The organism is Streptomyces sp. NPDC002784, assembly GCF_053592135.1.
Genome location: NZ_JBSFVD010000011.1, coordinates 84679 through 100532, shown reverse-complemented (window position 1 = coordinate 100532; position 15854 = coordinate 84679). Strand labels below are relative to the sequence as shown.

General features: G+C 72.8%; 12 protein-coding genes. 9 read left to right on the top strand and 3 right to left on the bottom strand.

Annotated features, from left to right (window positions below; all coding sequences use genetic code 11):
- The first annotated feature begins 161 nt into the window (after positions 1-161).
- From lpdA to ACWD1Z_RS20565, 6 genes are all read left to right on the top strand, one after another.
- A complete protein-coding gene (lpdA, locus tag ACWD1Z_RS20590; protein WP_451120531.1) occupies positions 162-1550 on the top strand; it encodes a dihydrolipoyl dehydrogenase in 1389 nt (462 codons plus the stop codon).
- Between the two features lie 60 nt (positions 1551-1610).
- Positions 1611-3437, top strand: a complete 1827-nt coding sequence (gene sucB / locus ACWD1Z_RS20585) for a 2-oxoglutarate dehydrogenase, E2 component, dihydrolipoamide succinyltransferase (protein ID WP_451120530.1) — start codon at positions 1611-1613, stop codon at positions 3435-3437.
- A 314-nt stretch (positions 3438-3751) separates the two neighbouring features.
- Positions 3752-4381, top strand: a complete 630-nt coding sequence (locus ACWD1Z_RS20580; protein ID WP_451120528.1) for a GntR family transcriptional regulator — start codon at positions 3752-3754, stop codon at positions 4379-4381.
- A gap of 252 nt (positions 4382-4633) precedes the next feature.
- Positions 4634-7336, top strand: a complete 2703-nt coding sequence (gene aceE, locus ACWD1Z_RS20575) for a pyruvate dehydrogenase (acetyl-transferring), homodimeric type (protein WP_451120526.1) — start codon at positions 4634-4636, stop codon at positions 7334-7336.
- Between the two features lie 90 nt (positions 7337-7426).
- On the top strand, positions 7427-8413 hold the full coding sequence (locus ACWD1Z_RS20570; RefSeq protein WP_451120525.1) for a helix-turn-helix transcriptional regulator: 987 nt from the start codon (positions 7427-7429) through the stop codon (positions 8411-8413).
- A gap of 76 nt (positions 8414-8489) precedes the next feature.
- Complete coding sequence (locus tag ACWD1Z_RS20565; protein WP_451120686.1) at positions 8490-9008, top strand: DUF4240 domain-containing protein; 519 nt, start codon at positions 8490-8492, stop codon at positions 9006-9008.
- Between the two features lie 48 nt (positions 9009-9056).
- Here ACWD1Z_RS20565 and ACWD1Z_RS20560 read toward each other — a convergent pair whose 3' ends face one another.
- Entirely contained in the window at positions 9057-9869 is an 813-nt protein-coding gene (locus ACWD1Z_RS20560; protein WP_451120523.1) for a peptidoglycan recognition protein family protein, read from the bottom strand.
- A 159-nt stretch (positions 9870-10028) separates the two neighbouring features.
- Between ACWD1Z_RS20560 and ACWD1Z_RS20555 the strand changes: the two genes are divergently transcribed.
- Positions 10029-11213 (top strand): MarP family serine protease, encoded by a 1185-nt coding sequence (locus ACWD1Z_RS20555; RefSeq protein WP_451120521.1) that lies wholly within the window; start codon positions 10029-10031, stop codon positions 11211-11213.
- 54 nt (positions 11214-11267) lie between these two features.
- Here the strand turns inward: ACWD1Z_RS20555 and ACWD1Z_RS20550 are convergent, their stop codons facing one another.
- Positions 11268-11765 (bottom strand): N-acetyltransferase family protein, encoded by a 498-nt coding sequence (locus ACWD1Z_RS20550; RefSeq protein ID WP_451120519.1) that lies wholly within the window; start codon positions 11763-11765, stop codon positions 11268-11270.
- 61 nt (positions 11766-11826) lie between these two features.
- Here ACWD1Z_RS20550 and ACWD1Z_RS20545 point away from each other — a divergent pair, with 61 nt between their 5' ends.
- Both ACWD1Z_RS20545 and ACWD1Z_RS20540 read left to right on the top strand, forming a co-directional pair.
- Positions 11827-12723, top strand: coding sequence for a TIGR01777 family oxidoreductase (locus ACWD1Z_RS20545; RefSeq protein ID WP_451120517.1), 897 nt, complete (start codon positions 11827-11829; stop codon positions 12721-12723).
- Between the two features lie 171 nt (positions 12724-12894).
- The gene (locus tag ACWD1Z_RS20540) at positions 12895-14235 is read left to right on the top strand and encodes an NAD(P)/FAD-dependent oxidoreductase (RefSeq protein ID WP_451120516.1); all 1341 of its coding nucleotides are present in this window, start codon (positions 12895-12897) and stop codon (positions 14233-14235) included.
- Positions 14236-14250: 15 nt separating this feature from the next.
- Here the strand turns inward: ACWD1Z_RS20540 and ACWD1Z_RS20535 are convergent, their stop codons facing one another.
- Complete coding sequence (locus ACWD1Z_RS20535) at positions 14251-15684, bottom strand: regulator (RefSeq protein WP_451120514.1); 1434 nt, start codon at positions 15682-15684, stop codon at positions 14251-14253.
- Between the last annotated feature and the right edge of the window lie 170 nt (positions 15685-15854).

Here is a 15854-nt window from a genome sequence, read left to right as displayed (position 1 = left end):
TCACACGTCGGCCCGCCGTCTCGCCCGATGCCGACAAGTGCGAAGATGGGGCTCGGCAGGACAGGGCCCCCACCGAAGGGCCGAAAGCAAAGAGCGGCCGGACACCAGCCGCCGACCGGTCACTGGAGACCGGCGTGGCGCACATGCATGGAGGACGTGACGTGGCGAACGACGCCAGCACCGTTTTCGACCTAGTGATCCTCGGCGGTGGTAGCGGTGGTTACGCCGCGGCCCTGCGCGGGGCACAGCTGGGCCTGGACGTCGCCCTGATCGAGAAGGACAAGGTCGGCGGCACCTGCCTGCACCGGGGCTGCATCCCCACCAAGGCCCTGCTGCACGCGGGCGAGATCGCCGACCAGGCCCGCGAGAGCGAGCAGTTCGGCGTGAAGGCCACCTTCGAGGGCATCGACGTCCCGGCCGTCCACAAGTACAAGGACGGCGTCATCGCCGGCCTGTACAAGGGGCTGCAGGGGCTCATCGCCTCCCGCAAGGTGACGTACATCGAGGGTGAGGGCCGCCTCTCCTCGCCGACCTCCGTCGACGTCAACGGCCGCCGTGTCCAGGGCCGCCACGTCCTGCTGGCGACCGGCTCCGTGCCGAAGTCGCTGCCGGGCCTGGAGATCGACGGCAACCGCATCATCTCCTCGGACCACGCCCTCGTCCTGGACCGGGTGCCGAAGTCGGCGATCGTCCTCGGCGGCGGTGTCATCGGCGTCGAGTTCGCCTCCGCCTGGAAGTCCTTCGGTGCGGACGTCACCGTCATCGAGGGCCTCAAGCACCTCGTCCCGGTCGAGGACGAGAACTCCTCCAAGCTGCTCGAGCGCGCGTTCCGCAAGCGCGGCATCAAGTTCAACCTGGGCACCTTCTTCTCGAAGGCCGAGTACACCCAGGACGGTGTCAAGGTCACCCTCGCCGACGGCAAGGAGTTCGAGGCCGAGCTGCTGCTGGTGGCCGTCGGCCGCGGCCCCGTCTCCCAGGGCCTGGGCTACGAGGAGCAGGGCGTCGCCATGGACCGCGGCTACGTCCTGGTCGACGAGTACATGCGCACCAACGTTCCGACCATCTCCGCCGTCGGTGACCTCGTCCCGACCCTCCAGCTCGCGCACGTCGGCTTCGCCGAGGGCATCCTGGTGGCGGAGCGTCTGGCCGGTCTGAAGACCGTCCCGATCGACTACGACGGTGTCCCGCGGGTGACCTACTGCCACCCGGAGGTCGCCTCCGTCGGCATCACCGAGGCCAAGGCCAAGGAGATCTACGGCGCGGACAAGGTCGTCGCTCTGAAGTACAACCTGGCGGGCAACGGAAAGAGCAAGATCCTCAACACCGCGGGCGAGATCAAGCTCGTCCAGGTGAAGGACGGTGCCGTGGTCGGCGTCCACATGGTCGGCGACCGCATGGGCGAGCAGGTCGGCGAGGCTCAGCTGATCTACAACTGGGAAGCGCTGCCCGCCGAGGTCGCCCAGCTCATCCACGCCCACCCGACGCAGAACGAGGCGATGGGCGAGGCCCACCTGGCCCTCGCGGGCAAGCCGCTGCACTCGCACGACTGATCCCTCGGTCGACGAAGCGACGACACAGACTTCCGCAATCCGTTAGGAGCAACCGAAACCATGCCGGTTTCCGTAACCCTTCCGGCGCTCGGCGAGAGCGTCACCGAGGGCACTGTCACCCGCTGGCTGAAGGCCGAGGGCGAGCGCGTCGAGGCCGACGAGCCGCTGCTCGAGGTCTCGACCGACAAGGTCGACACCGAGATCCCCTCGCCTGCCGCCGGTGTCCTGGCCTCCATCAAGGTCGCCGAGGACGAGACCGTTGAGGTCGGCGCCGAGCTGGCCGTCATCGACGACGGCACGGGCGCGCCCGCTGCCGCCGAAGCCCCGGCCGCCGAGGCTCCGGCCGCCGAGGAGGCGGCCCCGCCGGCTCCCGAGCCGGCCCCGGCCGCCCAGCCGTCCACGGAGCAGGCGGCTCCGGCCCCGGCTCCCACCGCCGAGGCCGCTGCCGGCTCCGGCTCCGCCGAGGGCACCGACGTCGTCCTGCCCGCGCTCGGTGAGTCCGTCACCGAGGGCACCGTCACCCGCTGGCTGAAGTCGGTCGGGGACAGCGTCGAGGCCGACGAGCCGCTGCTCGAGGTCTCCACCGACAAGGTCGACACCGAGATCCCGGCGCCCACCTCCGGTGTGCTGCTGGAGATCACGGTCGGCGAGGACGAGACGGCCGAGGTCGGCGCCAAGCTCGCCGTCATCGGCGCGCCGGGTGCGGCTCCGGCCGCTGCCCCGGCTCCCGAGGCCCCGGCCCCGGCTGCCGCTCCGGCGCCCGAGCCCGAGCCCGCTCCGGCCCAGGCCGCCCCGGCCCCCGCCCCGGCTCAGGCTCCCGCTGCTCCGGCCGCCCCCGCCGCCCCGGCCCAGGCCGCTCCGGCTCAGGCCGCTGCCCCGGCCCCCGCGCCGGCCGCTCCCGCCGCTCCGGCCCAGGCCGCCCCCGCTCCGGCCGCTCCGGCGCCCGCCGCGCAGGCCACCGACGAGGGCGCCTACGTCACCCCGCTGGTGCGCAAGCTCGCCGCCGAGAACAGCGTCGACCTGGCCACCGTCAAGGGCACCGGCGTCGGCGGTCGCATCCGCAAGCAGGACGTCATCGCCGCCGCCGAGGCCGCGAAGGCTCCGGCTCCGGCCGCCGCGGCTCCGGCCGCCGCCGCCAAGAAGGCCCCGGCACTGGAGGCTTCCCCCCTCCGCGGCCAGACCGTCAAGATGCCCCGCATCCGCAAGGTCATCGGCGACAACATGGTCAAGGCGCTGCACGAGCAGGCGCAGCTGTCCTCGGTCGTCGAGGTCGACGTCACCCGCCTGATGAAGCTGCGCGCCCGCGCCAAGGACGCGTTCGCGGCCCGGGAGGGCGTCAAGCTCTCCCCGATGCCGTTCTTCGTCAAGGCCGCGGCCCAGGCGCTGAAGGCCCACGCGCCGGTCAACGCCAAGATCAACGAGGCCGAGGGGACCATCACCTACTTCGACACCGAGCACATCGGTATCGCGGTGGACTCCGAGAAGGGCCTGATGACCCCGGTCATCAAGAACGCCGGTGACCTCAACCTCGCCGGTATCGCCAAGGCCACCGCCGACCTGGCGGGCAAGGTCCGGGCCGGCAAGATCACGCCGGACGAGCTGTCGGGCGCGACCTTCACCATCTCCAACACCGGTTCGCGCGGCGCGCTCTTCGACACGATCATCGTGCCGCCGGGCCAGGTCGCGATCCTCGGCATCGGCGCCACGGTCAAGCGCCCGGCCGTCATCGAGACGGAGGAGGGCCCGGTCATCGGCGTCCGCGACATGACGTACCTGACCCTGTCCTACGACCACCGCCTGGTGGACGGCGCCGACGCGGCCCGCTACCTGACGGCGGTCAAGGCGATCCTGGAGGCGGGCGAGTTCGAGGTCGAGCTCGGCCTGTAACTCAGCTGGGCTTTCTGCCTGTACGGCGCCCCGTCCGGAAATTCTCCGGGTGGGGCGCCGCTGTTACGGAAGGCCGACGGCGACGCCCCATGAGCGCGGGCTGTGTCGATGTGCGACACCGCCGCATGGGCGCGATCAACCGCACACGAGCCTCGGCCGCGCGACGCCACTCGCAGCCGAGCCACTGGGCGCGGCTCGCGCCGTACGCCGTGTAAGCCTCGTCTCACCTGCGTGAAAGCCCCCCTGTGCGCCCCTCCGAGACGGACCGACGGCCGTATTGTCTAAGCGTCAAACGCGCGCCCTAAGGAGCCCTCATGACCGCGCCCGTCGTCCACTCGCTGCGCGAACAGATCCGCGAGCACATCCTGGAAGGGATCATCAGCGGACGCTGGCAGCCGGGCGAGCGGATCGTGGAGCGGCGGATCGCGACCGAGCTGGAGGTCAGCCAGACGCCGGTGCGCGAGGCGCTGCGGGAGCTGGAGTCGCTGCGGCTGATCGAGTCGGCGCCCAACAAGGGCGTACGGGTCAGGAATCTGACCGCCGCCGATCTCGAGGAGAGCTACCCGGTACGGGCCGGCCTGGAGGCCATCGCCGCGGAGCTGGCGGCCGCGCGGCTCGCGGAGGACTGTTCCGCGCTGGAGCCGCACGTCGCCGCGCTGTACGAGGCGGACCGGAACGCCGACGGGACGGCGCAGGTGCGGCACACCGTCGGTTTCCACCGGGAGATGGTGCGGGCCGCCGGGAATTCCGTCCTGCTGCACACCTGGGAAGGGCTCGGCATCGAGGTCTTCACCGCCCTCTCCATTCGCTGGCTGGGGACCGTCCAGCAGTCGTACGCCGAGGAGCACGAGGAGCTCGTGCAGGCCTTCCGGCGGCGGGACCCGCGGATCGCGGAGCTGGTCAAGGCGCACGTCCTCGGCTGCGCCCCGCGCCACGAACCCTGAGCGGACCCCCGCTCATACGTCGTCCGACCTGCATAAACAGACGGCACCCGGTGTCTCAGGGCGAGGCACCCCGTGCCGACTTTCTCGTTATCGAGAGGTTTTCCCCTTCAACCCTTTGATCGATCATCGATCAGGGAGTTACAGTCGCCGACGGGTCTGAACCGAGACCCACGCCCTGTCCTGCCAAAGACCAAGGGCACCCCCGAACCCTTACCGATGAGGGAACCCCCTTCGACTGAGGAAGGCGGCGACATGACCGACCCCAACGCCATCCAGCCGAGCGAGCTCGACCAGCTCCACGACCGGGACCCGGAGGAGACCGCCGAATGGCAGGCCTCCCTCGACGCGGTCGCCAGGGCGGCCGGCCCGCACCGTGCGGCTTACCTGATGCGCCGCACCCTGGAGCGCGCGGAGGGCACCGGCATCGCGCTGCCCAAGCTGCTGGAAACCGACTACCTGAACACCATCCCCACCGCCGCCGAGACGGCCGTCCCCGGTGACGAGGAGATGGAGCGCAGGATCACCGCCTGGAACCGCTGGAACGCGGCCGCCATGGTGACCCGGGGCTCGAAGTACGGCGTCGGCGGCCACATCGCCACCTTCGCCTCCGCCGCGTGGCTGTACGAGACCGGCTTCAACCACTTCTTCAAGGGGAAGGAGGCGGACGGCTCCGGTGACCAGCTCTACATCCAGGGCCACGCCTCCCCCGGCATCTACGCCCGCGCCTTCCTCGACGGCCGGCTGAACGAGCACCACCTCGACCGCTTCCGCCAGGAGTCCGGCGGCGACGGCCTCCCCTCGTACCCGCACCCGCGCCGCCTTCCCTGGCTGTGGGAGTTCCCGACCGTCTCCATGGGTCTCGGTCCGCTCTCCGCCATCTACCAGGCGCGCTTCAACCGGTACCTCACCCACCGCGGCATCAAGGACGTCTCCGCCTCCCACGTGTGGGCGTTCCTCGGCGACGGCGAGATGGACGAGCCCGAGTCGACGGCGGCCCTCGCGCTCGCCGCCCGCGAGGAGCTGGACAACCTCACCTTCGTCATCAACTGCAACCTGCAGCGCCTGGACGGCCCGGTCCGCGCCAACTTCAAGATCGTGCAGGAGCTGGAGGCCCAGTTCCGCGGCGCCGGCTGGAACGTCATCAAGACGCTGTGGGGTACGGCGTGGGACGAGCTGTTCGCGCTCGACACCACCGGCGCGCTGGTACGCCGGCTCCGCGAGGTACCGGACGCGCAGGTGCAGACGTACCAGACGCGTGACGCCGCCTACATCCGCCAGGACTTCTTCGGCAAGGACCCGGCGCTCGTGGAGATGGCGAAGCTGCTGAGCGACGACAAGATCCTGGAGTGCTTCCACCTCTCCCGCGGTGGTCACGAGGCGCGCAAGGTGTACGCCGCCTACAAGGCCGCCGTCGAGTTCAAGGGCGCGCCGACCGTGATCCTGGCCCAGACCGTCAAGGGCCACACCCTCGGCGAGGGCTTCGCGTCGAAGAACGCCAACCACCAGATGAAGAAGCTGACGGTGGACGAGTTCAAGACGATGCGTGACCTTCTCGAACTGCCCATCAAGGACAGCGACTTCGTCGACGGCCAGGTCCCCTACGGCCACCCCGGCGCCGACTCCCCCGAGGTCCGGTACCTCCAGGAGCGCCGCGCGGCCCTCGGCGGCCCGGCCCCGGCCCGTCGTACGCACGTGCTGGCGCCGCTGCCCGCGCCCGCCGAGAAGGCCTTCGCCTCCTTCGACAAGGGCTCCGGCTCGCAGAACGTCGCCACCACCATGGCCTTCGTCCGCCTGGTCAAGGACCTGGTCCGCGACAAGGAGTCGGGCAAGCGCTGGGTGCCGATCGTCCCCGACGAGGCGCGCACCTTCGGCATGGAGAGCCTCTTCCCGTCCCTGGGCATCTACTCGCCCAAGGGCCAGACGTACGAGCCGGTCGACCGTGACCAGCTGATGTACTACAAGGAGGCCAAGAACGGCCAGATCCTCAACGAGGGGATCACCGAGGCCGGTTCGATGGCCGACTTCATCGCCGCGTCCACCGCGTACTCCACGCACGGTGAGGCGATGATCCCGTTCTACATCTTCTACTCGATGTTCGGCTGGCAGCGCACGGCCGACCAGATGTGGCAGCTCGGCGACCAGCTCGGCCGCGGCTTCCTGATCGGCGCCACCGCCGGCCGGACGACGCTGACCGGTGAGGGCCTGCAGCACGCGGACGGCCACTCGCCGGTGATCGCGGCGACGAACCCGGCGGCCCTGACGTACGACCCGGCCTTCGCCTACGAGGTCGCGGCCATCGTCAAGGACGGTCTGCGCCGGATGTACGGCGAGGCGGCGCCCGGCGAGGACCCGAACGTCTTCTACTACCTGACCGTCTACAACGAGCCGCTGCCGCAGCCCGCGAAGCCGTCCGGGCTCGGTATCGACGAGGGCATCGTCAAGGGCCTGTACCGCTTCAACACGGCCGAGTCGGCGGGTGTGACCGTCCCGGCGAACGCCCCGCGCATCCAGCTGCTGGGCTCCGGTACGGCGATCCACTGGGCGCTGAAGGCGCAGCGGATGCTCGCCGAGGAGTGGGGTGTCGCGGCCGACGTCTGGTCGGCGACGTCCTGGACCGAGCTGCGGCGCGACGCCCTGGAGGCGGACGCGGCGCTGCTGCGGGGCGAGGAGCGGGTGCCGTACGTCCGGCAGGCGCTCCAGGGCGCCGAGGGCCCGGTGCTGGCGGTCTCCGACTACATGCGGCAGGTCCCGGACCAGATCGCGCAGTGGGTCGAGCAGGACTGGTCCTCGCTGGGCGCGGACGGCTTCGGTCTCTCCGACACCCGTGAGGCGGCCCGCCGCCACTTCGGTGTCGACGCCGAGTCCATCGTGGTCGCGGCCCTGGCCCAGCTCGCCAAGCGCGGCGAGACGCAGGCCACGGCGGTGAAGGAAGCGCGCGCCAAGTACGGCCTGTAGGACAACGGCCCGCAGGGGCACGGCCGGTAGGACAGGGCGTCAAGGAGGAGGCCCCCCACCTCGGTGGGGGGCCTCCTGCATGATGGCCGTATGCGCGCCGCCCGCCTGATCAAGATGGTCCTGCTCCTGCAGTCCCGGCCCTCCATGACCGCCGCCGAGCTGGCCCGGGAGCTGGAGGTGTCCGAGCGGACCGTGACGCGGGACGCGCAGGCGCTGTCGGAAGCGGGGGTGCCGGTCTACGCGGACCGGGGGCGGGCCGGGGGGTACCGGCTGATCGGGGGGTACCGGACGCGGCTGACGGGGCTGCACCGCAGCGAGGCCGAGGCGCTGTTCCTGAGCGGGGTGCCCGGTGCGCTCCGGGAGATGGGCCTCGACGACGCCGCCTCCGCCGCGCGGCTGAAGGTGTCCGCGGCGCTGCTGCCCTCCCTCAGGGACGCGTCCCGGACCGCCTCCCAGCGGTTCCATCTGGACGCGCCGAACTGGTTCAAGGAGCCCGAGACGCCCGCGCTGCTGCCCGCCGTCGCGGAGGCCGTGTGGGACGACCGTCGGGTGGTGGCGGTGTACCGGCGGGGCGAGGGCGAGGTGCGGCGGGAGCTGGAGCCGTACGGGCTCGTGCTGAAGGCGGGGGTCTGGTACCTGTGCGCGCGGGTCGCCGGGCACGGGACGTACCGCGTCTACCGCATCGACCGGTTCGCCGCCGTGGAGGCCGGGGAGGAGCGGTTCGAGCGGGACGAGGAGTTCGATCTGCCCGCCTTCTGGGAGGAGCGGGCCGAGCAGTTCGCGCGGTCCCTGCTGCGCGCGGAGGTGGTGGTACGGCTGTCCCCGGACGGGGCGCGCAGGCTGCCGTACCTCCTCGATCCGCTGTCCGCGCGGGAGGCGCTCGCGCGGGCCGGTGAGCCGGACGGGGACGGGTGGGTGCGCGTGACGGTGCCGGTGGAGTCCGAGGAGGTCGCGCACAGCCAGCTCGCGTCGCTGGGTCCGGAGGCCGAGGTTCTGGCCCCCGACTCCCTGCGGGCGCGCTTCGCGGCGGACGCGCGGCGGCTGGCCGCCCTGTACGGCACGGAACAGGCGCGATAACAACCGCGGACGCCCGATAACAATCCGCACCACTCCACGTGCGCCCCACCCGTCAAGGGCCGATGCTGGACCCGTGATGGACGAGACGGAGTTCTGGGAGCTGGTGGACGCCACGCGCGAGGCCGCCGAGGGCGACCCCGAGGAGCAGGCGGACCTGCTGGTGGACCGGCTGCTGCAGCTGGACCCGGAGATGGTCCTGGACTTCGCCCGCCACTTCGAGGCCCGCTACAACCGCGCCTACACCTGGGATCTGTGGGGCGCCGCCTGGGTGCTGCTGGACGGCGCGAGCGACGACGCCTTCGACTTCTTCCGGTGCTGGCTGATCGGCCAGGGCCGGGAGGTGTACGAGGGCGCGGTGCACGACCCCGACGCGCTGGCCGACCTCCTGGACGAGTTCGACGAGGAGCTCGACGGCGACGGCGAGGAACTCGGCTACGCGGCCGACGAGGCCTACGAACAGCTCACCGGCACCGTCGCCCCGGACCTCGGCATCCCGCCCGCCGCCACGGAACCGCAGGGCACCCCGGTCGACTTCGAGAACGAGCCGGCCCTGGCCGAGCGCTACCCCAGGCTCTGGGAACGCTTCCGGGCCTAACCCTCGCGTTCGGCTCACCCCGTTGCCGCGTCCCTTGGTGCCGCACGCTCAGTGGCGGCCCTGGAGGTGGGCCGCCAGTTGGCGGATCTGGGGTAGCCGGGCGCTGAGGGCCGCGCCGGGGCAGCTGGTCATGTAGCCGTCCCGGTGTCCCGCGAGGGCGTGCAGGGTGGCGCGGGTGCCGCGCGGGTAGCGGCTGAGGCTGTTGCTGGAGACCAGACGGACCTCGGCGCGCGGGTCGGTGCCGGACAGACCGAGTTTCCAGGCGGCCAGCGCGGCGATGGAGTCCGTCATGGCCTTGGGCACCTCCGCGCCGGCCGTGAAGGTGCCGAGGGCGGCGATCCCGGCGGTGCGGTGGTTGAAGCCCTGGGTGTGGGCGCCGGTGACGGCGCGGTCGACGCCGCCGGCGCGGCCCTCGTAGATGGTGCCGCAGCGGTCGACGAGGAAGTTGTAGCCGATGTCGTCCCAGTCCCGGGAGCCGGTCTGGCCGGTGTACAGGTAGCGGAGGATGCGGGGCGCCTCGGCGCAGTCGTAGGCGTTGGGCGAGTCGGTGTGGTGGAGGAAGACGGCCACGACCTTGTCGTCGTAGCGCGGTGGCGGCTGGGAGCGCCGGGTGTCCTCGTCGAGCCAGGCCGAGCGCGGCACGATGGGCGGCCGGGTGGCGCTGTGCAGGGCCGCGGGACGGGCCGCGAGGGCGCGCCCGGCCGCGGGGCGCTCCACGCCGCTCGCGCACAGGGCGAGGGCCGTGACGGCGGCGAGCCCCGGCAGACAGCCGAGTGCGGCGAGCGCCGGACGGGGTATTCGGCCGGGACGACGCCTTCGTGCCCCCCGCGTTCTTCGGAAGGCCGGTCGGAAGACACGCATGGACCCACTGTCCGACGGATCCGCTCCGCCCGCGATGTGTGCTCTGCCACCCGGTGGAACCATCGTCATGGTCTGCGGCGTTTTCCGGGTACACGCGCGCGTGGCTGATCACAGCACCTGTTCCGTGCGTACTGGATGGTCCGAGAGAAAGGCGGCTCCGTGGACCTGCTCGACATCCTGCTGTTGCTCGCGATCCTCGCCTACGCGGCTTCCGGCTACCGGCGCGGTCTGGTCGCCGGGTGCGTCTCGCTCGCCGGGTTCGTGGGCGGCGCGGTCATCGGTGTGTGGGTGCTGCCGTGGGTGATGGAGCTGGTGACGCCGGGGACGACCGCGGCGACGGTGACCGCGGTGCTGACGGTGCTGGTCCCGGCGGCGGTGGGGCACGAGCTGGCGGGGCGTCTGGCGCTGCGGCTGCGCCGCGAGCTGGACCGGGGTCCGCTGCGGGTGGCGGACGGCATCGGCGGGGCGGTGGCCAACTCGGTGGCCGTGCTGATCGTGGCCTGGGTCGCGGCGAGCGTGCTGGCCGCGTCCTCCTCGCCGCTGCTGACCTCGGCGATCCGGGACTCCCGGGTGCTGGGGACCGTGCAGGACGCGATGCCGGACACCACCCCGGCCTGGTTCTCGGGGGCCACCTCGGCGCTCACCGAGGCGGGCTTCCCGCAGGTGTTCAACCCGTTCGAGAACGAGTCGGCCGCCGAGGTCGCCCGGCCCACCGGCGACAGCGTCACCGCCGCCGCCACCGGCGCCGCCCAGCGGAGCACGGTCAAGATCGAGGGCGTCTCGGGCTCCCAGGGCCGCGAGGGCAGCGGTTTCGTGTACGCCGCGCGGCATGTGATGACCAACGCCCATGTGGTGGCCGGCATCGACGAGCCGAGCGTGCGGGTGGGCGGGGTGGGTCCGGCGTACGACGCCCGGGTGGTGCTGTTCGACCCGGACAAGGACGTGGCGGTGCTGTACGTGCCCGAGCTGAGCGCGCCGGTGCTGAAGTGGGACGACAGCGCGGCGCGCGGCGACTCGGCGGTCGTCGCCGGCTATCCCCAGGACGGCGACCTGAACCTCCAGGCGGCCACGGTCGCCAACCGGGTGCAGGCGACGGGCCGGAACATCTACAACGACGAGACCGTGACCCGGGAGATCTACTCGATCCGCTCCACCGTCCGCCCGGGCAACTCCGGCGGCCCGCTGCTGACCACGGAGGGCCGGGTGTACGGCGTGGTCTTCGCCCGCTCCACCTCCGACGCCGAGACCGGCTATGTGCTGACCGCGGACGAGGTCGCCGAGGACGCCGAGCGGGCGGCAGAGGCGACACGGGCGGTGGACACGGGCGAGCTGGTCACGTCGTAGAGACCAGAACCTCGCAGAGACCAGAACCTCGTAGAGACCAGAACCTCGTAGAGATCAGAGCGCGCGCCCCATGGCGACGTCGTCGACGTAGACGCCGTCCAGGCAGAACTCCTCGGGCAGGACGCCCTCCACCACGAAGCCCTCGGACTCGTAGAGCTTGCGAGCCGGGGTGTTGTGGCCGAGGACGCGCAGGGTGAGGCGGCGGGCGCCGCGGCGGCGGGCCTCGGCCACGGCCGCCCGGATCAGCGCGCGCCCCACCCCCAGGCCGCGCGCCTCCTCGGACACGGCGAGGCCCTGGATCTGCCGGACGTGCGCGTTCGAGGCGAGCGGGGTGGGGAAGGCGAGTCGGATGTAGCCGACGAGGCGGCGGTCCAGCTCGGCGACCAGGTAGTCCTCGGGGAGGTGGCGCTCGTCGAAGAAGGCGCGGTACGGCGGTTGCGGGCGGGGCGTGACCGCGTGCAGCGTCGACCAGGTGTCACGGTCGAGCCGGGCCAGCCGCTCCTCGTCGGCGGGCGCGGCGGTGCGTATGCGCGGCTGTCGGGACTCGGACATGCGGGTCACCCTACGGCGGTGGCGGACCGGGCAGGCGGGGCGGCGGGCGGAGGATGGGGCCATGGAACACTCGAAAATCGTGGTGGCGGGCGCGTCGGGGCTCATCGGCGGCGCCGTGGTCCGGTCCCTGAGGGCGGACGGGCACGAGGTGGTGCGCCTGGTGCGGCGCGCGGCGCGGGCGAAGGACGAGGTCCGCTGGGACCCCGAGGCCGGGTACGTCGATCCGGCCGGGCTCGCCGGGTGCGACGCGGTGCTCAACTTCGCGGGGGCCGGGGTGGGCGGGCGGCGCTGGACGGACGCGTACAAGCGGCGGATCCGGGACAGCCGGGTGCGGGGCACGGCGACGCTCGCCGAGGTCATGGCGGCGCTGCCCGAGCCGCCGCGGGTCTTCGTCAACGGCAGCGCGATCGGCTACTACGGCGAGACCGGCGACCGGGCCGTCGACGAGAGCGCGCCGCCGGGGACCGGCTTCCTGCCCGAGGTGTGCGTGGCGTGGGAGGGCGCGGCGGCGCCGGCCGAGCGGGCGGGGGTGCGGACGGTGTTCGTGCGCACGGGACTCGTGGTGGCGCGGCAGGGCGGGGCCTGGGGGCGGCTGTTCCCGTTGTTCAAGGCGGGGCTCGGCGGGCGGATGGGCGACGGCAGCCAGTACTGGTCGTACGTCTCGCTGCACGACGAGGTGGCGGCGATCCGGCATCTGATGGCGGCCGACGGGCTGTCGGGGCCGTTCAACGTGACCGCGCCCGAGCCGCTGACGAACCGTGAGATCACCGAGGTGATGGGGCGGGTGCTGCGCCGGCCGACGCTGTTCGCGGTGCCGGCGCCGGTGTTGCGGACGGTGCTCGGGGAGATGGCCGGGGATGTGCTCGGCAGCGCACGGGTGGTGCCGAAGCGGCTGCTGGAGTCGGGGTTCAGCTTCGCGTTCCCCGATGCCGAGGCGGCCGTACGGGCCGCGCTGTGACGAGGTGAGCCCGGTCGGCTGACCGCATGCGACCGTTGTGCGACCGTGCCCTGCCGATGCGCGACTTCCGCTGACCGATTGCCGCCCTAACCTCGACCCGAACTCGGGTATTCCCGGAGCCTGTTGGGGGCATGACGTCTCCACCGGCCGCGCAACCTCGAGGAGGGGCACGTGCTTGAGCCCGCGTACCAGGCGGACGTCGTCGTGGTGGGAGCCGGGATCGCCGGCCTCGCGGCGGCGCAACGGCTGACCAGTGCAGGAGTGAGCGTCACAGTCCTGGAGGCCGCCCATGAGGTGGGCGGCCGCATGTCGACCGAGAAGGTCGACGGCTTCCGGCTCGACCGCGTCGGGCAGCTGATGTCCACGTCGTACCCCGAACTGAGACTGACCCCGGGACTCGACGCGCTCGCCCTGCGCACCTTCGCCCCCGACATCCTGCTGCACAGCGACGGACGCCACCATCGCGTGGGCGCTCCGGCGTCCCAGGGTGGCGCAAGGGGCGCACTCCACACGGTGCGCGCCCTGGCGAGCGCCCCCCGGCCCACGTCGGCGCCCCGCGCGCCGCTGGGCACGGCGGTCGACCAGGCGCGGCTCGCCGCGGCGCTGGCCCGGCTCGCGGGCACCCCGGCCGCCCGACTGCTGGCCCGCCCGGAGTCGACGGCCGGGCGGTCGCTGACGGCCCGCGCCCTGCCCGCCCGCACGGTCGACACCTTCGTACGGCCGCTGCTCTCGGCCCTGCTGGGCGATCCGGAGCTGACGGTCTCCAGCCGGTGCGCGGACCTGGCGCTGCACTCCTTCGCCAAGGGGCGGCTGTGCGTGCCGGAGGGGGGCGCGGAGACCCTGCCCCGGCTGCTCGCCCGGTCCCTGCCCGCCGGGACCGTGCACACGGGGGTGCGGGTCACCTCGGTCTCCACGACCTCGGTGACCACCGCGGAGCACGGGGTGTACCGCTGCCGCGCCGTGCTCCTCGCCACCGGCGCACGCAGCGCCGCCGGCCTGCTGCCCGGGCTGCGGGTCCCGGACTTCCATCCGGTGACGGTCGTCCACCACACGACGGACGAGCCGCCGTCGAGCGGCGCCGCACTGCTCCTCGACGCCGACCGGGGCGGCCCGGTGGCGCACACGGCGGTGGCCAGCGCGGTGGACCCGGCCCGGGCCCCGGCGGGCCGCGCCCTAGTGTCGTCGACGGTGCTCGGCGCACCGCCCGCGGACCTCGACACCGCGGTCCGCAGGCATCTGGCCCGCCTGTACGGCACCTCCACCACCCGCTGGGAGACCCTGGCCGTCCACCACACGGCGGACGCGGTGCCGTCCATGCGCCCCCCGCACGACCGGCACCGCCCGGTGCGCCTGCTGGCGGGCCTGTACGTCTGCGGCGACCACCGGGACACCAGCACCGTCCAGGGCGCCCTGCACTCGGCCCGCCGCGCGGCGCGGTCGATCGTGAGCGACCTGGGAGTGACCGGCTCCCTGCACCGGGCGGACCCCCTGCCGGCGGCCCAGGCGGCCTGAGGCGGGCCGGCCGGCCTACCCCAGCGCGGCCACCTTGTCCCGGTACCCGCGCACCGGGGCGGCGTCCTTGTACGGTTCCAGCCTTCGCTCGAAGTCCCGGATGTACTCCACCGCCCGTACCGACCGCATCTCCGCCGCCTGGCCCGCGGCCTCCACGCCCAGCGCGCACGCCTGGTCGAGTTCGCCGAGGCCCAGGCGTGCGGTGGCGAGGACCACACGGCAGAACAGGCGGCTGCGGGCGAAGGCGGGGGCCCGCAGCTGCAGGGACCGCTCGGCGTGCTGCGCCGCCGCCCGGAACTGCTGCAGGTCGCGGTGGCAGTGGCCGAGTTCGTCGGCCAGCTGCGCCTCGTCGAAGAACCGGGCCCAGTGCGGCACCTCGTCGCCGGACCGCACCGCCTCCAGGGCGCGCTCGGCGCGGGCCAGGGACGCCGTACAGGCCCGTACCTCCCCCATCACCCCGTGCCCGCGCGCCTCGGCCGCGTGCAGCAGGGCCTGGACGGTGGGCGGGGCGGTCGTGCCGACGCCCTGCTGGGCCACCCGCGCGAGCTGCACCGCCTCCCGCCCGTGCCCGAGGTAGACGGCCTGCCGGCTCATGGTGACCAGCACGTACGAGCCGTACGCCCGGTCCCCGGCCGCCTGTGCCAGCCGCAGCGACTGGACGTAGTACCGCTGCGCGAGCCCGTGCGCGGCGATGTCGTACGACGTCCAGCCCGCGAGCCGGGTCAGATCGGCGGCCGCGGCGAACAGGCGGCGGCCGGTCTGCTCGCCGTAGGTGCCGCGCAGCATCGGCTCGCACTCGTGTTCCAGGTAGCGCACGAGGGCCTGGCGGGCATGGCCGCCGCCGTACATGTTGTCCAGGGTGCGGAAGAGCTCGCCGACCGAGCGCAGGGCGTTGATGTCGCCGCCGGTGACCTTCTGGCCGGGGCCGCGCTCGGCACCGCGCTGCCGGGGCACCGAGGAGCGGTTCTGCACCGGCACCCGGACCGGCGCCTCGCCGCGCGCGACCCGGTCGTCGGGCCGGCCGATCAGCCAGTCCCGGCTGGGCACCACCAGTCCGGCCGGGGTGAAGGCGATCTTGCGCAGCTCGGCATGGCTGCCGGAGTCCTTGCGCCACAGCCCGCTGACGATGTCGACGGCCTCCTCGGGGGTCGCGGCGAACTCCAGGCCCGCGTAGACGGGGGCGCAGGCGTCCAGACCGAGGTCCTGGGCGGTGAGCCGGCGGCCGAGGCGGCGGGTGAAGACCTCGGCGATCAGGGCGGGGGTGGTGCCGCGCGGCTGCTGTCCGCGCAGCCAGCGGGTCACGGATGTCTTGTCGTATCGCAGGTCCAGCCCGTGTTCGAGTCCGAGCTGGTCCACGCGACGGGCGAGACCCGCGTTGGAGAACCCCGCTTCTGCGATGAGCGCGGCGAGCTGGCGGTTGGGGGTGCGCTGCGCGGGTCGTTCCGTCATCTGCGGTGCGGTCTCCTGCCTTCCAGGCCTCTGACTTGCCCGGATTGCCTGTGAGCAGCCCTTATGGCCTCAGTGAACGGCGCGAATGTAGCGGAGAGTGAGCAGGCCATCGCACATTTCGTCACCCGTTCATCCGATCGTGTGAGGATTGCCCGCAAGACTGACGCTCG